General features: G+C 75.6%; 16 protein-coding genes. 8 read left to right on the top strand and 8 right to left on the bottom strand.

Translation table 11 applies throughout. The annotated features are described in order from the left end of the window. The coding region (locus tag ABZV78_RS27740) for an acetyl-CoA carboxylase carboxyltransferase subunit beta (RefSeq protein ID WP_355643214.1) at positions 1–869 on the bottom strand (869 nt) is incomplete at its 3' end. Further along, entirely contained in the window at positions 866–1,198 is a 333-nt protein-coding gene (locus tag ABZV78_RS27735) for a TcmI family type II polyketide cyclase (RefSeq protein ID WP_355643212.1), read from the bottom strand. The genes ABZV78_RS27740 and ABZV78_RS27735, both read right to left, overlap by 4 nt. Positions 1,199–1,612: 414 nt before the next feature. Between ABZV78_RS27735 and ABZV78_RS27730 the strand changes: the two genes are divergently transcribed. From ABZV78_RS27730 to ABZV78_RS27705, 6 genes are all read left to right on the top strand, one after another. Further along, positions 1,613–2,458 (top strand): BTAD domain-containing putative transcriptional regulator, encoded by an 846-nt coding sequence (locus ABZV78_RS27730; RefSeq protein ID WP_355643210.1) that lies wholly within the window; start codon positions 1,613–1,615, stop codon positions 2,456–2,458. A 141-nt stretch (positions 2,459–2,599) separates the two neighbouring features. Then, positions 2,600–2,947 (top strand): TcmI family type II polyketide cyclase, encoded by a 348-nt coding sequence (locus tag ABZV78_RS27725; protein ID WP_355643208.1) that lies wholly within the window; start codon positions 2,600–2,602, stop codon positions 2,945–2,947. A 237-nt stretch (positions 2,948–3,184) separates the two neighbouring features. After that, a complete protein-coding gene (locus ABZV78_RS27720; RefSeq protein ID WP_355643206.1) occupies positions 3,185–4,045 on the top strand; it encodes a hypothetical protein in 861 nt (286 codons plus the stop codon). Positions 4,046–4,279: 234 nt separating this feature from the next. Then, on the top strand, positions 4,280–5,482 hold the full coding sequence (locus tag ABZV78_RS27715) for a low temperature requirement protein A (RefSeq protein WP_355643204.1): 1,203 nt from the start codon (positions 4,280–4,282) through the stop codon (positions 5,480–5,482). A gap of 117 nt (positions 5,483–5,599) precedes the next feature. Further along, a complete protein-coding gene (locus ABZV78_RS27710; protein ID WP_355643202.1) occupies positions 5,600–5,806 on the top strand; it encodes a hypothetical protein in 207 nt (68 codons plus the stop codon). Positions 5,807–6,020: 214 nt separating this feature from the next. Continuing rightward, positions 6,021–6,980, top strand: coding sequence for a TIGR03557 family F420-dependent LLM class oxidoreductase (locus tag ABZV78_RS27705; RefSeq protein ID WP_355643200.1), 960 nt, complete (start codon positions 6,021–6,023; stop codon positions 6,978–6,980). Positions 6,981–7,076: 96 nt separating this feature from the next. Here ABZV78_RS27705 and ABZV78_RS27700 read toward each other — a convergent pair whose 3' ends face one another. The 3 genes from ABZV78_RS27700 to ABZV78_RS27690 all read right to left on the bottom strand — a co-directional run bounded on the left by ABZV78_RS27700 (position 7,077) and on the right by ABZV78_RS27690 (position 10,700). Continuing rightward, positions 7,077–9,179 (bottom strand): amino acid transporter, encoded by a 2,103-nt coding sequence (locus ABZV78_RS27700; RefSeq protein WP_355643198.1) that lies wholly within the window; start codon positions 9,177–9,179, stop codon positions 7,077–7,079. Between the two features lie 82 nt (positions 9,180–9,261). Next, positions 9,262–9,663 carry a hypothetical protein gene (locus ABZV78_RS27695; protein ID WP_355643196.1) on the bottom strand — a complete coding sequence of 134 codons (402 nt, stop codon included), beginning with the start codon at positions 9,661–9,663 and terminating at the stop codon, positions 9,262–9,264. Between the two features lie 170 nt (positions 9,664–9,833). After that, on the bottom strand, positions 9,834–10,700 hold the full coding sequence (locus ABZV78_RS27690; protein WP_355643195.1) for a hypothetical protein: 867 nt from the start codon (positions 10,698–10,700) through the stop codon (positions 9,834–9,836). A 122-nt stretch (positions 10,701–10,822) separates the two neighbouring features. Between ABZV78_RS27690 and ABZV78_RS27685 the strand changes: the two genes are divergently transcribed. Then, the gene (locus ABZV78_RS27685) at positions 10,823–11,371 is read left to right on the top strand and encodes a CGNR zinc finger domain-containing protein (protein ID WP_355643193.1); all 549 of its coding nucleotides are present in this window, start codon (positions 10,823–10,825) and stop codon (positions 11,369–11,371) included. Between the two features lie 4 nt (positions 11,372–11,375). Here the strand turns inward: ABZV78_RS27685 and ABZV78_RS27680 are convergent, their stop codons facing one another. From ABZV78_RS27680 to ABZV78_RS27670, 3 genes are all read right to left on the bottom strand, one after another. Continuing rightward, positions 11,376–12,116, bottom strand: a complete 741-nt coding sequence (locus ABZV78_RS27680) for a phosphotransferase (RefSeq protein ID WP_355643191.1) — start codon at positions 12,114–12,116, stop codon at positions 11,376–11,378. A 79-nt stretch (positions 12,117–12,195) separates the two neighbouring features. After that, positions 12,196–12,966: a DUF5995 family protein gene (locus tag ABZV78_RS27675; RefSeq protein WP_355643189.1), complete on the bottom strand. Its 771-nt coding sequence runs from the start codon at positions 12,964–12,966 to the stop codon at positions 12,196–12,198. 112 nt (positions 12,967–13,078) lie between these two features. Then, on the bottom strand, positions 13,079–16,021 hold the full coding sequence (locus ABZV78_RS27670) for an AAA family ATPase (protein WP_355643187.1): 2,943 nt from the start codon (positions 16,019–16,021) through the stop codon (positions 13,079–13,081). A 209-nt stretch (positions 16,022–16,230) separates the two neighbouring features. Here ABZV78_RS27670 and ABZV78_RS27665 point away from each other — a divergent pair, with 209 nt between their 5' ends. After that, the gene (locus ABZV78_RS27665) at positions 16,231–18,036 is read left to right on the top strand and encodes an adenylate/guanylate cyclase domain-containing protein (RefSeq protein ID WP_355643185.1); all 1,806 of its coding nucleotides are present in this window, start codon (positions 16,231–16,233) and stop codon (positions 18,034–18,036) included. Positions 18,037–18,113 lie beyond the last annotated feature (77 nt).

Below are 18,113 nucleotides of genomic sequence, written 5' to 3'. Positions count from 1 at the left end.
GCCGGGCCGGGCGCGGCGGCGGGCGGCCGCGGCGCCGGCTCCGGCCGTGGTACGGGCACCCGCCGGCCGGCCTCGGCGGCGGCGAGCAGCGCGGTCAACCGGCCGCGCAGCGCGTGCCGGGGCACCACGAGGTCGACCTGGCCGTGCCGCAGCAGGAACTCGGCGGTCTGGAAGCCCTCCGGCAGGGTCGCGCCGGTGACCTGGCGGATCACCCGGGGGCCGGCGAAGCCCAGCCGGGCGCCGCTCTCGGCGAGCACCACGTCGGTGTTGGTGGCGAAGGAGGCGGCCACCCCGCCGAACGTGGGGTCGGTGATGACGCTGACGGTGAGCAGCCCCGCCTCGCGCAGCCCGGCGACCGCCTGGCTGACCGTGGCCATCTGCATCAGCGACAGCGCGCCCTCCTGCATGCGCGCCCCGCCGGAGGCGGTGACCAGCACCAGCGGCGTGGCGTCCGCCAGCGCACGCTCGGCGGTCCGGGTGATCAGCTCGCCGACCGCGCAGCCGAGGCTGCCGCCGAGGAAGCGGAAGTCCATCACCGCCAGGGCGACCGGGTGGCCGCCGACCCGAGCGGTGCCGCAGAGCACCGCCTCGTCCAGGCCGGTGCCGGCGCGGGCCGCGCCGAGCCGGTGCGGATAGGGCAGCGCGTCGACGAACCCGATGGGGTCGACCCGCACCGCCGGGTCCGGCAGCCGGGTGAACGAGTCCGGGTCGACCAGCTGGGCCACCCGGTCCGGGGCGTCGAGCCGGGCGTGCGATCCGCACTCCGGGCAGACGTCGAGGTTGCGCCGCAGCCGCTTGCGGTAGAGCAGCGAGGCGCAGCCGTCGCAGCGGGACCAGAGCTGCTCATCCTGCGGCGCGGTGGTGGTCATGACCGCCGCCCGGGGGCGTCGTACCGGTAGAAGCAGTGGGCCATCGCGTCGCGCGGCGAGCGCCAGGTCGGCAGGTACGGCGAGATGTACGGGCGCAGCCGTTCGCTGACGCGGACGAACTCGGGATGGCCGCGCGCCTCCTCCACCGCTCCCTCGGCCGGCGCCTCCGTCTCCAGGAGATGGACGTAGAGGTCGTGCAGCCGGTAGAGGGAGCGGTGCCGCACGCCGACCAGGCCGGGCAGTTCGGTCGCGTCGGACGCGGCGAAGATCTCGGCGACCTGATCCTCGGCGGTCGGCACGACCTTGGCGACGATGAGCGAGCGGTCCATGCGCAGCCTCCCCTGGGTGCGTTCCGGTGCGTGGCGACCGGTCTCACCACACGACTGGCGACACGGTGCCGCCGGCACCGTCAACGCGGCGTCAACCGGCCACCATCGACCCAGGAAGTCGGTGACGCTGCGTTGACGCAAGCTGTGCGGGCGCTATGGAAAGATCAACTGCCGCGATCGATGGCGACACTTATTCGCAGTTCACAGGCCGTCCGTCCGGCCACTACGGACGGTCAGCAAAGCGACGCTCCGTTGACTCAGAGTAACAAGTGTTGATATCCTCCGTACCTGGTCAGCTCGGCCACAGCGGGCTTTCTCCGCCACGGCGGAGCCGTTCCGACACCGGCGTCGCGGGCAGCCGAGCCGGGAACAGAGGACGGTCGGGACGAGGGTTCCGGTGCAGGGGGTGCGCCCGTGTCCGGTGGTTCGCAAATGCCGACGGCGGGAGATCCCGTCCCAGCGGTGTCGCTGCACCTGCTCGGCGGGTTCCGGCTGCTCCACGACGACGTCCCGGTGGTGGTCCCCCGGGGTCTGCAACGGGTCATCGCCCTCATCGGGCTGCGCCCGGCCGCCACCCGCAGCCACCTCGCCGGGCTGCTCTGGCCCGAGACCTCCGAGGACCGGGCGCTCTCCTCGCTGCGCACCGCGCTGTGGCGGCTCCGGCAGGACCCCTGCTGCCCGCTGCGCACCGACGGCGACACCGTCCGCCTCGGCCCCACCGTCCACCTCGACGTCGACGATCTGGTGGCGACCGCCGACCGGGTACGCGACGGCCAGGTGCCCCGCGGGGCCGCCGGCGCGGGCCGGCACGACCTGCTCCCCGGCTGGTACGACGACTGGGTGCTGCTGGAACGCGAACGGCTGCGCCAGCTCCGGCTGCACATGCTGGAGGAGCTCGCCGGCAACCACCTCGCCGCCGGCCGGCACGGCGAGGCCCTCGAGGCGGCGCTGGAGGCCATGGCCGCCGAACCGCTGCGGGAGACCCCGCACCGCCTGGTGGTCCGCATCCACCTCGCCGAGGGCAACGCGTTCGAAGCGGTGCACGCCTTCTACGTCTACCGCGACCTCCTGCTGCGCGAGCTGCGCCTGGAGCCGTCCCCGGCGATGTGCGCCCTGCTCGACGAGACCCTCGCCCCGATCCGGCGTGCCAGCCGGCGGGAGGCCCCGCAGCGGCGCGCCGACCGGACCAACGCCCCCGGCCGCCCGAACGGCGCCGCGCCGCGCGGCACGACCGCGCCCACCACACCGCACCCCCGCTGACCGCAGCCGGCGTCACCACCACCATCAATGGCCCCACCGGGGTCGTGACGGCCAGGTGACAGCCGGCCCGGCAGGGTGGGCGCCACGGTGACGACGCCCCGGGCCGGGGCCGACGCATCACCAGCGGCGAGAGGGGTCCCGATGAGTCGACTGTTGGTCGTCAGCCGGATCGTGCCGGGGGCGCAGGGCCGGGTGGCACAGATCTTCGCCGAGTCCGACGCCAGCGACCTGCCCCGCCTCACCGGCATCCGGCACCGGTCGCTCTACTACCTGCACGACCTGTGCGTGCACCTGATGGAAACGGTGGACGTCGACCCCGACCTGGCCGCCGGAGTCCGCGACAACCCGCTCTACCAGCAGGTCAACGAGCGGCTGTCGGCCCACACCGCGCCGTACCTGCCGACCTGGCGCTCCCCCCGCGACGCCGTCGCCGGCTGCTTCTACAGCTGGGACGCGGCCAACCTCCCCGCGCCCCGCCGGGCCTGCTGAGCGTTCCCACCGCGAAGACCGGGGCGCCCCGGGCCCTCGAACGGCACCGGGGTCCGGGGCGTCCCTTCCACCGCCCGGCGCGGCTCACGCTCGGTCATCCAGCGGCCACCGGCCGGCACCGCCCCGTCCCACCGGCGGCGGCAGCCGCCGGCCTCCCTGTCGCCCCGCGCGTACGTGTGCGAAGCTGCCCCGAGTTTTCTGGCGATTGTCGTTCACGTACATAGGAGGAGGTTGGCCATGCCGTCGAGCTTCGGGCAGTGGCTGGTCGTGATCCTGGCCCTGCTGGTGGGCCTGGTCATCGGGTGGGTGGTGAGCGGCCGTCGCAGCGCCGCTGGCGCCGGTACGCCCACGGTGGAGGGTGCCGCCGCCCCGGCTCCCGAGGTGACCGCCACGGTCGACCGGGAGCGGCCGGAGGCGGTGGTCGACGAGGTGCCGGCGCCCGCCGCGGTGACCGAGGAGTCGGCCCCGGTCGAGCAGGACGCTCCCCCGGCCGCCGCCACGCTGGCCGCCGAGGCCACCACCCTGCCGTCCGCCGAGCCGGTGGGGGTCGCGGAGCCGGCCCGGTCCGACGAGGAGCCGGCCCCGGTGGCGGCCGAGCCGGTGGCCGAGGAGGCCCAGCCGGCCACGCTGGCCTCTGCCGAGCCGGTGACCGCCGACGAGCAGGTCGAGCCGGTCCGTACCGCGCCGGTGGCGGCCGACGAGGAGCCCGCCACCGTGACCGAGCCGGCGCCCGTCGCCGAGCCGGTGGCCGCTGCCGAGCCGGTGGCCGTGCCGGCGATTGAGCCGGAAGCCGAGGCGGAGCCGGCCGCGCCGGTCGCCGTGCCGGCGCCGCGCGCCGCGGCCGACGACGCCGCTCCGGCGCAGGTGGACGTCGCCGACGACTTCCGGCGGATCCAGGGCATCGGGCCGAAGGTGGCCGCCGCCCTCCAGGCCGCCGGCATCCGCACCTACCAGCAGCTCGCCGAGCTGGACGAGCCGGCGCTGCGGGAGGCCGTCAAGGCCGCCGGCCTGCGCGCCGCCCCGGGCCTGGCGACCTGGTCGCAGCAGGCGAAGCTGCTGGCCGGCGCCCGCGCCGAGGCCGACCGGGTGCTCCCGTAGGCATCGGCGAGGACGCCTGACCCGACCCCGGGCCGGTGGTGACCGACGGTCACCACCGGCCCGCGTCGTGTCCGATGGGCGGCGAGGCGGTGTCGGGCCGGTGCCGGGCCGCTCGCGGGCCGCCTCGGACGAGCGCGAATGCCGGAAACCCGGCACGGGTGCGGGCGGGCTCGCTACGGTCGGTGCAGGGCCGGACGGCCCGCCGCGCCGATCCCGCCACCGCAGGAGCAGCTCGTGCCCACCGCCAAGCCGGAGCAGCCCGCCGAGCGGCGGCCCCCGGTCCGCGATCCCGAGGCACCGCGCCGGGTGACCCTGCTGGAGCTCTTCTTCGACCTGGTGTACGTGGTCGCGCTGTCCCTCATCTCGCGCGGCCTGATCACCGAGGTCGGCTGGGAACGAGGCCTCCAGTCCCTGATCATGCTGATGGCGATGTGGTGGACCTGGGCGATCACCACCCTGGTCACCGACATGTACGACCCGCATCGCACCGAGATCAAGCTGCTGATCGTCGCGGTGATGTTCGGGGCGCTGCTGATGACCACCGCGATCCCGGAGGCGTTCGGCTCCCGTGGGCTGGTCTTCGCCGGGACGTACGTGGCGATCCATCTCGGACGCGGGCTGTTCCTCATGCCGACGGTCCGGCGCCACCGGCAGACCCAGCGCCGGGCCGCCCGCATCTTCCTCTGGTTCGCGATCTCCGCGATCCCCTGGCTCGTCGGCGCCAAGGTGGGCGGCCATGCCCGCGAGGCGCTCTGGGTGCTGGCCCTGGGCATCGACTACCTCGGCTTCCGGCTCGCGTACCCGGTGCCGGGGCTGGGCGTGGTGCCGGACGCCCAGCGCAACGTGACCGCCGAGCACCTGTCCGAGCGCTACCAGCAGTTCTTCATCATCGCGTTGGGCGACGCCATCCTGGTCACCGGCACCGTCTTCAGCCTGCACCACTCGGAGGCGGAGAACATCGGCGCGTTCGCCATCGCGTTCGCCACCACGCTGCTGCTCTGGCGGATCTACGTGCACAAGTCCGGCGAGCTGCTGCCGCACGCCATCGCCATGTCCAAACAGCCGGGCAAGTTCCTGAACACCGCCCCCTACACCCACCTGCTGATGGTGGCCGGGGTGGTGACCAGCGCCTCGGGCTTCGACCTGGTGCTGCTCGAACCGACCGGGCACACCCCACCGGCCTGGCTGGGGATCATCCTCGGCGGGCCGGCGCTGTTCCTGGCCGGTCGCGCCGCCTTCGAGTACGAGGTGTTCAGCCGGGTGTCGCTCTCCCGCCCCGGCGGCATCCTGGCGCTGCTCGCCATCACTCCCGGCCTGCTGTTCCTCGCGCCGATCTACGCCGCCCTCGGGGCGATGCTGGTGCTGGCCGGGGTGGCCGTCGCCGACCACCTGCGCAGCCGGGGCCGGCCGCCGGAGGACCCCGCGCCGCCGCACTGAGCCGCCCGCGATGGTCGAAATCGGCCGCGCCGGAACCCGGGCGCCGTTTGACCGTTCACCCGATCTGGGTACATGGCCTCCACCTCGAATCCACCACAACCCCAGTGGAGGCAACCCATGCGCGGCACCTCGATAGTCGGCGTCCTGGTCGTCATCTGGCTCATCATCGGCGCCATCGCCGCCGGCCAGCGCGGCTACTACGGCAACGACGACACCAACTGCGCCGAGGCCGGCACCATCCTCGTCACCATCGTGGCCGGCCCGCTGAACTACATCGGCGCCAACCCCAAGGTGGACTGCGAGCTTCCCCAGCCGTCCAAGTAGGCCCGACCCCGCACCGCCCCGGCCCGCGCCCGCTCCCCCGAGGCGCGGGCCGTTCCGTGCCCGCCGTACGCAGCGTCACCATCCCTAGGGCGTCCTAGGAGGCTGGGTCATCACTCCCCCACGCGGCTCGGGGTGTCCCACGGCGGGCGTTTGCGGGATCGCGGGGCGGGAAGGGCAGCGGTCCAGCCGCGCAGGGGGACGGGAGACCAGGGCGATGCAGATCGGCTACAAGCTGGCCTCGGAGGCCTTCGGCCCGCAGGAACTCATCCGGCAGGCGGTCCGCGCGGAGCAGGCCGGCTTCGACTTCGTCGAGATGAGCGACCACTACCACCCCTGGCTGGAGGTGCAGGGACACTCCTGCTTCACCTGGAGCGCGCTCGCGGCCATCGCCGCGAAGACCAGCACGCTGGGCCTGGCCACCGGGGTCACCTGCCCCTCGGTCCGCTACCACCCGGCGATCATCGCCCAGGCGGCGGCCACCATGGCGCTGATCTCCGACGGGCGGTTCACCCTGGGCGTGGGCGCCGGCGAGCGGCTCAACGAGCACGTGGTCGGGCAGGGCTTCCCGAGCGTCCGCGGCCGGCACGAGCGGCTGCGCGAGGCCCTGGAGATCATCCGGCTGCTCTGGCAGGGCGGCTACCAGTCGTACGAGGGCCGGCACCTCCAGCTGGAGGACGCCCGGGTCTGGGACCTGCCGGAGACGCCGCCGGTGATCGCCGTGGCGGCCAGCGGGCGGTCCTCCGCGGCGACGGCCGCCGAACTGGGTGACGGGCTGTTCGCCACCGAGCCGAAGTCGTCGATCGTCGCGCACTACCGGGAGGCCGGCGGGAAGGGACCGCGCTACGCGGAGGTGCCGCTGGCCTGGGCCACGGACGAGCAGCAGGCGGTCCGCGCCGCGAAGGAGACCAGCCGGTGGGCGGTCACCGGGTGGAAGGTGATGAGCGAGCTGCCCAACCCGGTGAACTTCGACGCGGCCACGGTCTGGGTGGAGGACCAGCACATCCGGCAGCAGTTCTCGGTGGGGCCCGACCCGGAGCCGCACCTGGCGAAGGCGCGGGCGTACGTCGAGGCCGGCTTCGACCACATCGTGCTGCAGAACGCCGGTCCGGACCCGGACGGCTTCCTCGACTTCTGCGCGGACGGCTTCCTCGCCCAGGTGCGGGCACTGGGCTGACCCGGGCGCCGGCAGCCGGGCGCAGCCCGGTCCGGGTCGCGGTCGGCGTACCCCTGCGGGGTCGGACCGGGACGGGCCGGCGGCCGGCTGCGGGGCTCAGCCGCCGACGTGGATGCCGGGGCGGCGGCCGGGGTCCGGCTCGGACTTGCGGATGATCTCCCGGACCACCGGCGGGGTGTCGCCGCGGCCGAGGATCAGGTAGCGCAGCAGGTGCGCGATCGGGTTGCCCTCCGACCACTCGAAGTGGCAGTGCGGGCGGACGCCGGTGGCGTCGCGCAGCGCCAGCAGGATGGCCGCGATGGCGTTGGGCGCGGCCGGGCTGCTGGAGCGCAGGATCCGGTATCCGCCGACCTCCACCCCGTGCACCCGCAGCACCTCGCTGAACCGCGAGGGATCGCTGATGTCGATCTCCAGGAAGAGCACGTCGGCGGCGCCGGGCACCGGGTTCATGCCGCGCTGCGCGCGCTCCTTGACCCGGTACTCCTTCAGCGAGCCACTCTGCCGCTTGTTGGCGATCAGGTGCAGCCGGCCGTCGTGGGCGATCGAGTCGGCGACGAACCGCCGCGCCGCCTCGTCGAACTCGATCCGCTCCGCGCGCAGTTCGGTGGTGCGGGACACCCGGGAGATCAGCGAGACGGCGATGATGCCGGCGATGAACAGCCCGGAGATGGTGATGCCGTCCGGCTTCTCGATGACGTTCTCGGTGAGCGCGTAGAGCAGCACCAGGGTGAGCACGGTGAAACCGATCCCGGCGAACGGATGCCGCGACCGGTAGGCGGAGATGGTCACCGCGATCGCGCCGGAGACCATCATGGCCAGGATGCCGGTGGCGTACGCGCCGGCCTGGGCGTTGACGTCGGCCCGGAAGGCGACCGTGATGGCGATGCTGATCGCGGTGTAGACCAGCACCACGGGCCGGACCGCCCGACCCCACTCGGGCGCCATGCCGTAGGAGGGCAGGTAGCGGGGCACGATGTTGATCAGGCCGGCCATCGCCGAGGCGCCGGCGAACCAGAGGATGAGGATGCTGCTGATGTCGTAGACCGTGCCGAACGCCTCGCCCAGGTGCTCGTGGGCCAGGAAGGCCAGCGCCCGGCCGTTGGCCGGCCCGCCGGGTGCGAACGCGTCCGCCGGGATCAGCACGGTGGTGACGAAGGTCGTGGCGATCAGGTAGACCGACATGACCAGCGCGGCGGTGGCGAGCAGCTTGCGGGTGTTGCGGATCCGCGCCGCCAGCCGCCGCTCGGCGTCGTCGCCGTCCCCCTTGACCAGCGGCATCATGCTCACCCCGGTCTCGAAGCCGGAGAGGCCCAGCACCAGGAGCGGGAACGCGAGCACGCTGGTGGCCAGCACGTCGCCCGCCCCGCCGACCCGGGTCAGCCGGTCGGTCCACCCGCTGAGCGTCCCCGGGTCGGCGGCGACCTCGGCCAGGCCGGCGACCACGATCACCGCGTTCAGCGCGAGGAAGACCGCGACCAGGGGGATGGCGACCTGCACGGCCTCGCTGAAGCCCAGCAGGAACACCCCGCCGAGGATGAGCAGCAGCACCACGGTCACCAGCACGGCGGCCGTGGTGCCGTGCGGGAACGACTCGGGCAGGATCGGGTTCTCCAGCAGGTGCACCGTGGCGTCGGCGGCGGAGAGCGTGATCGTGATGATCCACGAGGTGGCCACGAAGCCGAGCAGCACCAGCACGAAGATCTTGCCCCGCCAGAACGGCAGCAGCCGTTCCAGCATGGCCACCGAGCCCTGCCCGTGCGGGCTCTCCCGGGCCACCCGCCAGTACATCGGCAGCATCCCGAACAGGGTCAGCGCCACGATGAGCAGGGTCGCGAGCGGGCTCAGCGCGCCGGCCGCCACGGCCGCGATGCCGGGCAGGTAGGACAGGGTGGAGAAGTAGTCGACGCCGGTCAGGCACATCACCTGCCACCAGGGGTGCGCCGGCGCCTGGTGCTCCCGGGTCTCCGGACCGACGGGCTGCACCCGGTGCTGGAACAGCCAGCGGCTCAGCCGGCCGGTCGGCTGGGCGGGCGGGACCGGGCTCTCCACCCGCGCCGGGAGCGTCGCGGAGCGGCGGGCGCGGTTGCCGTGCTCCGGGTCGCGGGCGGCGCGCAGCGCCCGGTCCGCAGGGGTCGACTGCGCGTGGTGGCGGCGCCCCCGCGCCCGCCGGGGCTGCGCCCCGTCCCGTGCCTCCGCCATGTGCACCCCTTCAGGCCCTGAACCGACGGTAGGCGGTACCCGGGGCGCGGCCCGGCGGAACCGGGCAAGCGGAAAAAGATGATCAGGGCGGGGAGGCCAGGGCGTCGCGCAGCGCCTCCGGATCGGTCACCGTCACCGTGACGGCCGGGTGGCGCGGCCACGGGCCGGGTACGAGCGCCGGCACCGGGGTGGCGAGGCGAAGACAGACCCCGGCGGCCACGCCGGTGCCGAAGGTGACCCCGCCGTCGGCCAGGGACAGGTGCGGGCCGACCGCCCGCCACCAGCGGTACGGGCCGCCCAGCTCGACCCCGCTGACATTGTCCCGGGCGGTGCGCAGCCGCCAGGGGCCGAACCGCACGGTCAGCTCGTCCGGGCCCAGCTCGACACGGGCGGTCTCCGGCCGCACCCCGAGCAGGGCCAGCGGCAGCCGGAACGCCGCGTCGAACCGGAAGGCGAAGCGGCGGACCGGCTCGCTGTGCGACATGGCCGCCGGGTACCCGGTCGAGCCGGCCCGACACTCGGCCGCGCCGTCAGCCGTCAGCCCGGGCCGGCCCAGCCGCTCCCGTCGTCAGCCCGGGCCGGCCCAGCCGCTTCCCCGCGAGCCGGGACCGGCCGGCGCCTCCTGGCGCCGGCCGGTCCGGTGGTTCCCTCGGGTCATCCGCGCAGCCCCAGCCGGCCGGCCAGCCAGGCGAGCCGGTCGTCCCGGGTGCGGGCGGCGCCCAGGTCGTGCTCCTCCTGGGGGTAGAGCGACACCTTGGCCTGCGGCGCCGCGGCGGCGAAGGCGGCGCGGGTCTCCGCACCGACGAACCGGTCCGCGCCGGCGAACTGGAGGTACGCCCCGGTGCCGAGCCGTCCCAGCAGGTCCACCGGGTCCAGGCCGGCGAAGACCGCCCGGTAGGCCTCCTTCTCCCCCGCCGGCAGCTGGAGCCAGTAGAGGTCGAACCAGTTGGCCCAGGTCGCGTCCGGGGCGAGCAGGACCGCGCTGCGCAGCCCCGGCTCGCGGGCGGTCAGGTCGACGGCGTACATGGCGCCGTAGTCGTGACCGACCACCGCGGTGCGGGTCCGGTCCACTCCGGGCTCGGCGAGCAGCCGCCGGTAGGCCGCCTGCACGGCGTCGAGCTGGGCGGTGACCGCGGCCCGGTCGCGGGCGTCGCCGACCGGGTCGCCCGCCCATGGGAAGGTGAGCTGCGGCAGCACCGACACCACGCCCCGGCCGGCTAGGGCGGTCGCCTCGGCCAGGAACTCGCTGCGGTCCTGGCTGGCCCGGCCCGGCTCGAACCAGTGCAGGTCCAGCACCCCGGCCAGCCCGCCGGCGGAGCGTTGCGGCCGGACCAGCCAGGCCCGGACGGCCGGTTGCCCGGCGACCGGGATCTCGATGTCGCGGACCACCGTGGCCGCCGCGCGGTCGGCGGCCGCCGGGGCCGGCTCGGCGGGTGCCTCCGCGTGGGCCCCGCCGGCGCCGGCAACCGCGCCGGCGACCAGCAGCGCCGCCACGGACACGAGGACGGGCAGACGTCGCATACGCACCTCCATAAGTTTTTAAATGCGTTTTACAACTGACGACGCTAGGATGGCGGGCGGCGGGCGGTCAAGTGCGGAGGGACGGCGGGCGTGTCGGCAACCGGACGAGGGAGAGGGTGCGGATGAGCGCGGTGCCACCCCTGGAAGCCCCGCTGCGCCTGGCCATCGCGCTGCTGCACAGCTACTGGGTGCTCCAGGACCCGGTCGACCAGCTCTCGGTGGCCCGGCTGCGGGCCGCCGCCCGGGAACTCGACCTCGCCGAGGTCACCGACCCGCTCACCGAGGCGGACCTGCCCCGGCTGCGCGACCTGCGCGACCAACTCCACCGGGTCTTCGCCGCGCCCGAACCGGCCGCCCGGGTGGCCACCCTCAACGCGGTGCTGACCGAGGTGAGCGCCGGCACGGTGGTGGAGCCCGGGCCCGACGGCACGCTGCGGCTCACCCCGCTGCCCCGACCCGGCCCGGTCGGGCGGTTCGCCGCCCTGGTCACCGGGGCGCTCGCCCGGGCCGCGGCGACCGGCGGGGCGGAGCGGTTCGGCGTCTGCGCGGCCGACGGATGCGACGCGCCCTACCTGGACCGGACCCGGGCCGGCCGGCAGCGCTACTGCTGCGAGCTGTGCAACAACCGGGCCGCCGCGGCGGCGTACCGGGGGCGGTCGCGGCGCGGCTGACCGGTCAGGCCAGGGCGGCCGTCCAGCGGCTCACACCGGCGTCGAGCAGCGCGGCCGTGGCCCGCCAGTACGCCCCGTCCTCGGCGTGGATCCGCGCCCAGGGCTGCACCCCGTCGCGGGCGCCCGCCGCCAGCAGGTCGACCATGGCACGGGCCCGGCGGCCGAGCAGCGCCGCCAGCGCCGGCCGGTCCGCCGCCGGCAGCCCGTAGCCGTCGACCAGGGCGCGCAGCCGGGTCGCGGACTCGTCCAGCGGCCGGTCCGGGCGCATTCCGGCCATGCTCTGCCCCGCGTACGCCAGCTCCCAGAGCCGGGTCCCCGGGCCGGCACCGTCCCAGTCGATGAGGACCCACCCCCGGGCGGAGCGGACCAGGTTCCACGGCGCCACGTCGTGATGGCAGACCAGCTCCGCGCCGTCGGGCGGGATGGCCGGCTGCCACACCGCGCCGGGCGGGGACGTGAAGGAGGTCGTCGCGCGGTGCAGGTCGGCCAGGAACGCGCCGATCGAGGCCAGCTCGTCGAGGGAGTAGGTGCCCGCCGGATCGCCCGGCTCCCCCGGCACGTACTCCAGCACCTGGCGGCCCCGGTCGTCCCGGCCGAGCGGCCGGGGCGCGCCCGGGAAGCCCACCTCGTGCAGGTGGCCGAGGAGGGCGTCGACGCCGGCGGTCCACGGGCCGGACGGGCGCCGGACGGTGTCGCCGACCCGGACCACCCCGGCCGTCACGTTGCCGGGGAGCGCCTCTTCCACCGGCCCATCCTCGCACCACGGGCGGCGTCCCCGCGTCCCGCGCAGGTGGACCGCGGGACGCGGGGACCCCCCGTCCCGGCTACTGGAGGAACGCCCCGAGAGGCGACAGCAGCAGCCGGCCGAGCAGCGCGGCGTTGTCGTCCAGCCGCATCCGCTCACACTCGCGGGCGTCCGGGTCGTGCCGGCAGCGCCAGATCTTCTGCGCGTTGCGCCAGGCCACGTTCCGGGTGTACTCGACCAGTTCGCCCTGGTACCAGTCGTCGATGTCGCCGTTCACCATGTCGATCATCAGCTGCCAGTTGTCCAGGTAGCCGCGGCGCAGCTCCGGGATCCGCTCGGCGAAGATCTTGTTGATCTCCAGGTAGTCGTGGTGCTGGTCGCTGCCGTCGACCGGCTCGGAGTCCAGGCTGTCGAAGGTGGTCACCAGCGCGAACGGCAGGTCGTAGTTGATGTGGGCGTTCACGCCGGCGGCTGCGGACGGCAGCGGCCGGGCGTCCGGGCCGCGCATCCGCTGGAACAGGCACGACCAGGCCTTCGGGGTGCCCGGGTGGGAGTCGGACCAGAACCGCAGCGCGTCGAAGTAGCGGGCGGCGAACTCCACGTCCAGCCGGGCCAGGAAGGCCGGGTCGGTGAAGCGGTCGTCGTAGAGCCCGTCGAGCACCGTGGAGGTGATGACCAGGTAGAGCTTGTTGAAGTCGGCCAGCGGGCAGCTCTCCTCCAGCGGAGGCAGCCGGACCAGCAGGTCCTGGAGCTTGGTGAGGTGGTCGACGACCGCCGGCACGTCGGCGGGGTGGTCGGCGAGCAGCCCGACGATGTCCTGATGCACGGGACCCCAGACCGGTTCGGTCATCTCTCCTCCACAGTGGTCGGCGCCCCCCACGACGCCACCCGGTGACGCGGGACAGCCTTCCAGCCGGCGTACGCCGGCCGGATCAGTAGAACGACGTATTGCCGACGGACGACTACTCGGGGCGGTTGCGCAGGAAGATCGCGCTGGCCTGCACCCGCGTGCGGACCTGGAGCTTGTCGAAGATGTGCGACACGTGCACGCCGATGGTCCGCTCGCTGATGAACAGCCGCTGGCCGATCTCCCGGTTGGTCAGCCCCTCGGCGACCGCCGCGAGCACCTCCCGCTCCCGCGCGGTCAGCACGACCAACTCGTCCACCGCGGGCGCGGCCGGCGCGGCGGCCCGGGGCCGGGGCGCCGGACGGGCGGCGGCCGGACCCTCGTCCAGGGCCACCCGGGCCCGCCCGGCCAGGGTACGGATCTCCTCGCTCAGCGGCACCGCGCCGAGCGCCTGGGCCGTCCGGTGGGCCTGCCGCAGCAGCTTGCCGGCCGTGGCCACCCGGCTGCGCCGGCCCAGCAGCGCCTCGGCCTGCCGCAGCCGGGAGTAGGCCGCCGGGTAGGGGTGGTTGCGCCGGTCCCACTCGCCGGCCGCGCGGGCCCACAGCTCCGGGTCGCCCCGGCCGTCGTCCAGCCGGCTCAGTTCGGCGGCGCAGAGGGCCAGGAAGGCGTCGGCGACGTAGCGCACCGGGGCGCCCGCCCTGCCGCTCTTGCCGGCCACCCGGTCGACCACCTCGCGCAGCCGGCGGACCGCGTTCGGGTCCACCTCGACCGTGCGGCTGGCGGACGCCTCGGCCTCCGCGCGCAGCCCGTGCCAGGCCAGGGTGGCCAGCACGATGACGTCGTCGGAGCGGCTCTCGGTGAGGCCCCGCTGGACCGCCTGGCGGGCCAGGTCGTGCCGGCCCTGCCACATGGCCAGCCCGGCGCGCAGGATGAGCATCGGCAGCACGTGCCGGGCCCCGCCGCCGGCCAACACCGTGGCGACGGCCTCCAGGTCGCGGTCGGAGGCCTCGACGTCGCCGTAGCCGACGGAGAGCCGGCACCGGGCGAGCAGCAGCTCGACCGCGTCGGCCCCGGACGGGCGGTGCCGCAGCGCGGCCGCCACGACCTTCTCCGCCTCGGCCCACTGCCCCACCCGGAACAGCCCGTTGGTGGCGATGGCCAGCAGCCGGGTCTCCCAGGTGCGGCCGAGTCCCAGCTCGGCGACCCGCTCGGCGCCCCGGCGGGCCACCACGACGCCCTCCTCGAGGATGTTCAGCGGCCCGGTGAGCAACTCGGCCAGGTGCAGGTACGCGCAGGCCACGTCCTCCGGCCGGCCCGAGCGCTCGGCGGTGTCCAGCGCCTTGCGCATGACGGCCAACCCGGCGTCCGGGTCCTCCAGGTAGGCCTCGCTGAACCCCAGCGCGGCGCTGGCCAGCACCACCTCCGAGGCGGTGCCGTCGACCTCGGCGGCGAGCCGGAGCGCCTCGCGGGCCTGGTCGCCGGCCTCGGCGTAGCGACCCAGGTGCAGCAGCAGCTCGGCCAGGCGGGCGGCGGCGGTGGCGCGCTCCCGGGGCGTGCAGTCGGGCGCGGCGAGCACCCGCCGGTATTCCGCCTCGGCCGGGGCCGAGCGGCCGGCGGCGGCCAGGTAGCGGGCCCGCCGGATGTGCAGGGCGCAGGTGGGCGGCCCGGCCGGGTCGGCGGCCAACTCCTCCAGCAGGGCCAGCGCGCGGGCGTGCTCGCCACAGTGGTGCGCCGACTCGGCCGCGTGGGTCAGCAGCTCGGCCCGGTCGACCTCGACCGGCTCCGGCCGGCCGCCGTCGGGCAGCACGGCGGGCGGGGTGGTGGCCAGGCTCAGCGCGGCCGACCAGTGGCGGTGCGCCTCGGCGTAGCCGTGCAGCCGCTCGGCCTCTCGGGCGGCGGCCATCGCGGCCGGCAGGGCCCGGGCCGGCTCGCCGGCCAGCCGCCAGTGGTGCGCCAGCCGGGCCTGGTGCAGCTCGGCGGTGGCCGAGGTCAGCGCCTCGGCGTAGCGGCGGTGCAGCGCGGCCCGCTCGGCGGGCAGCAGCTCGTGCGCCAGCACCTCGGCGACCAGGCGGTGCCGCAGCCGGTAGCCGTCGTCGGCGCCGACCAGCAGCCGGTGCGCCACCGCCTCCCGGACCGCCTCGATCAGCTGCTCCTCCGGCAGCCGGACCACCTGGGCCAGCAGCCAGTGCTCGACCGGCTCGACGCCGGCCGCGACCGCGTGCACCACGGCGTGCGCGGGCTGCGGCAGCGCGTCCACCCGGGACAGGAAGACCTCGCGCAGCGTGTCGGAGAGGCCGTCGTGGCCGTCGCGCAGGTCGCGGGCCAGCTCCTCCACCACGAACGGGTTGCCGCCGCTGCGCTGCCACAGCTGGTCGGCGGCCTCGGGGGCCAGCGGCGCGCCGACGATCGCGGCGGCCAGCTCGTCGGTGCCGGCCCGGTCCAGCGGCGCCAGGTCGACCACCCGCACCGAGCGCAGCCGGCGCAGCTCGGTCAGCACCCGACGCAGCGGGTGGGCCCCCTGCAACGACTCGGCGCGGATCGCCGCGAGCACCGACAACTGGAGGTCGCCGAGGCCGGCGAGCAGGTAGAGCAGGAGCTGGCGGGTGCTCCGGTCGACCCACTGGAGGTCGTCGAGGACCAGCACCAGCGGCCGCCCGCCCGCCACCAGGTGCAGGCCGCGGGAGACCCGCTCCAGCAGCGCGCCCGCGCCGTCCGGGCCGGGGGTCTCCTCGTCGAAGACCTGGAGCAGGCCGCGGACCGCCGAGGAGGTGCGCGCCTCGGTCAGGTCGGCGTCGAGGCGGCGCAGCGCCTGGCGCAGCGGATGCAGCGGCGAGGCGTCGCCGATGTCGAGGCAGGCGCCGGTGAGGACCAGGGCGCCGGCGTCGCGCAGGCGCTCGCCGGCCTCGGCCAGCAGCCGGGTCTTGCCCACCCCGCTCTCGCCGGTGAGGAACACCGCCGCGGTCTGCCCGGAGGCGACGTCGTCGAGCAGCGCTCCCCGGAGCGCCGCCACCGTGTCGGCACGGCCGACGAGCGGCGCGGTGTCCACATCGCTGGCCATGCCCCGCAGCCTAGTCACACGTTCCCGCACCGTTCTACGGGCTCAGCGCCCTTGTGGTACTCCTCGCGTCGACATTGCGACTAATGGTTGCGGGTGGTCGACATACGTCGTCCTACCGATCCCCCGAGAACCCGGTGGTGAAAGTCTCCGGTGGTCGTCAGGCGCCGGACCGGGGAAAGGGTGGGTGCGATATGCCGATCACCACGCCCGTGGGGAGTCGGGAAGCCGTCACCGTCGCGCGCTGGCCGGTGCCGGAGGAGCGGCGCACGGTCACCGTGCTCTTCGCCGACATCGTCGGGTCGACCGGCCTGGTCGAGCGGCTCGACCCGGAGGACGTCCGGGCGCTGCAACAGGCGTACTTCGGCACGGTGGCCGCGGTGCTGCGCCGGTGGCGCGGCGTGGTGGAGAAGTACGTGGGCGACGCGGTGATGGCGCTGTTCGGGGCGCACGGCTCCGACGGGTTCGACGCGTACCGGGCGGTGCGCGCCGGGCTGGAGATCCAGGCCGCGCTGGACCGGCGGCTGCCGGCGGGCACCCGGCTGCGGGTCCGGGTCGGCGTGGCCACCGGCGAGGTGCTGGTCGACCTGGCCGGCACCCGGGACGGCGGGCACGGCGCGGCCAGCGGCGCGGTGATCACCACGGCGGCCCGCCTCCAGGAGTACGCCCCGCCCGGCGGGGTGGTGGTCTGCGCGGCCACCCGCCGGGCCGTCGCCGGCCTGGTGGAGCAGCGCCCGGTGGCCGCCCTCACGGTGGCCGGCAAGGCGGCGCCGCTGGACGTGTGGCGGGTGACCGGGCTGGCCCGGCACCGGCCGGCCCGGCACCACGGCCCGCTGGTCGGCCGCCGCCGCGAGCTGGCCACCGCCGCCGACGAGATCATCCGGGCGGTGCGGGAGCGGCGTCCACACTGGATCTCACTGGTCGGCGCGGCCGGCAGCGGGCGCAGCCGGCTGCTGCACGAGCTGGTCCGGTCGGTGTCGGCAGTGGACGGTGTCCGGGTGCGCTGGTGCGTCGCGCACTGCCCGCCGTTCCCGGACGGCGAGCTGGCGCCGCTGGCCGACATGGTCCGTGCCCTCGCCGGGCTCCGCGACACCCACCCCCCGGAGACCGTACGCCGGCGGCTGGCCGCCGCCCTGGACGGGCTGCTGGCGCCGGCCCGCCGTGGCGCGGCGGCGCACGCGCTGGCCGAGTTCCTGGCCGCGCCGCGCGACGCCGGGGCGGCCGCCCGTGGCGCCGAGGTGTGGCGGGAGGTGCTGCTCGACCTGGCCGCCGGCCAACCGGTGGTGGTGGCGGTGGACGACCTGGACCGGGCCGCCCCGGCGCTGAACCGGTTCCTGCACCGGCTCTTCGCCGGGGCGTGCGAACGGGACCTGCCGCTCGCCGTGGTGGCCACCCACGGCCCGGGCTGGGCCGACCTGCTGCCCGGGGCGGCCGGCCGGCGGCGCCGGGTGCCGCTGCCCGCGCTGGGCGCCGTCGACACCGGACGGCTGCTGCGGCACCTGCTCGACCGGGCCGGCCGGCCCACTGCGCCGGCCGCGGAGCTGCTACCGCTGGTCGGCGGCAACCCGGCTGTCGCGGCGGCGTACGTCGCCACGCCCGACGCCGCCGGCGAGCCGGCGGGGATGCCGGAGCTGGTCCGCCGCCTGGTCGACGCCCGGCTGGACCGGCTGGACGGGGAGCGGCGGGCGGTGCTGATGGCCGCCGCGGCCGGGGCCGCGGAGGTGCCGGCCGCCACGGTGGCGCGGATGCTCGGCTGGCCGGCCGGGCGCGCCGAGCCGGTGCTGCGGGCGCTGGTCGACACCGGCCTGCTGCGTCGCACCGCCGCCGGCGGCTACGCGGTCGCCGAGCCGGCGGTGGCCCGGGTGGCCGCGCACCGGCTGCCCCGCGCGGTCCGGGCGGAGTTCGCCGGCCGGCTGCGGGACGCCGGGACGGTCGTGGCGATCCGCCCGGCCGGGGCGGTTCCGGACGGCGTCGCGGCCCGGGTCGCCGCCGGCCGGGCGCGCTGGCGGACTCGGTGACCGCCCAGCCAAGGCCAGTTGCCTGCGTAACACGCCGAATGCCGGGCAACCACACCTGGTTGATCAAGCGGGGTTGC

Source organism: Micromonospora sp. NPDC004540 (assembly GCF_040610095.1).
In the GTDB taxonomy this organism is placed as follows: Bacteria; Actinomycetota; Actinomycetes; order Mycobacteriales; family Micromonosporaceae; genus Micromonospora.
This window is presented reverse-complemented; position numbering and strand designations above follow the sequence as displayed.

Excerpts from the sequence above, each read along its gene's own strand:
- ABZV78_RS27670 (WP_355643187.1), bottom strand. The coding sequence starts at position 16,021 with ATGGCCAGCGATGTGGACACCGCGCCGCTCGTCGGCCGTGCCGACACG.
- ABZV78_RS27685 (WP_355643193.1), top strand. The coding sequence starts at position 10,823 with ATGAGCGCGGTGCCACCCCTGGAAGCCCCGCTGCGCCTGGCCATCGCG.
- ABZV78_RS27690 (WP_355643195.1), bottom strand. The coding sequence starts at position 10,700 with ATGCGACGTCTGCCCGTCCTCGTGTCCGTGGCGGCGCTGCTGGTCGCC.
- ABZV78_RS27710 (WP_355643202.1), top strand. The coding sequence starts at position 5,600 with ATGCGCGGCACCTCGATAGTCGGCGTCCTGGTCGTCATCTGGCTCATC.
- ABZV78_RS27720 (WP_355643206.1), top strand. The coding sequence starts at position 3,185 with ATGCCGTCGAGCTTCGGGCAGTGGCTGGTCGTGATCCTGGCCCTGCTG.
- ABZV78_RS27705 (WP_355643200.1), top strand. The coding sequence starts at position 6,021 with ATGCAGATCGGCTACAAGCTGGCCTCGGAGGCCTTCGGCCCGCAGGAA.
- ABZV78_RS27700 (WP_355643198.1), bottom strand. The coding sequence starts at position 9,179 with ATGGCGGAGGCACGGGACGGGGCGCAGCCCCGGCGGGCGCGGGGGCGC.
- ABZV78_RS27695 (WP_355643196.1), bottom strand. The coding sequence starts at position 9,663 with ATGTCGCACAGCGAGCCGGTCCGCCGCTTCGCCTTCCGGTTCGACGCG.
- ABZV78_RS27735 (WP_355643212.1), bottom strand. The coding sequence starts at position 1,198 with ATGGACCGCTCGCTCATCGTCGCCAAGGTCGTGCCGACCGCCGAGGAT.
- ABZV78_RS27675 (WP_355643189.1), bottom strand. The coding sequence starts at position 12,966 with ATGACCGAACCGGTCTGGGGTCCCGTGCATCAGGACATCGTCGGGCTG.
- ABZV78_RS27725 (WP_355643208.1), top strand. The coding sequence starts at position 2,600 with ATGAGTCGACTGTTGGTCGTCAGCCGGATCGTGCCGGGGGCGCAGGGC.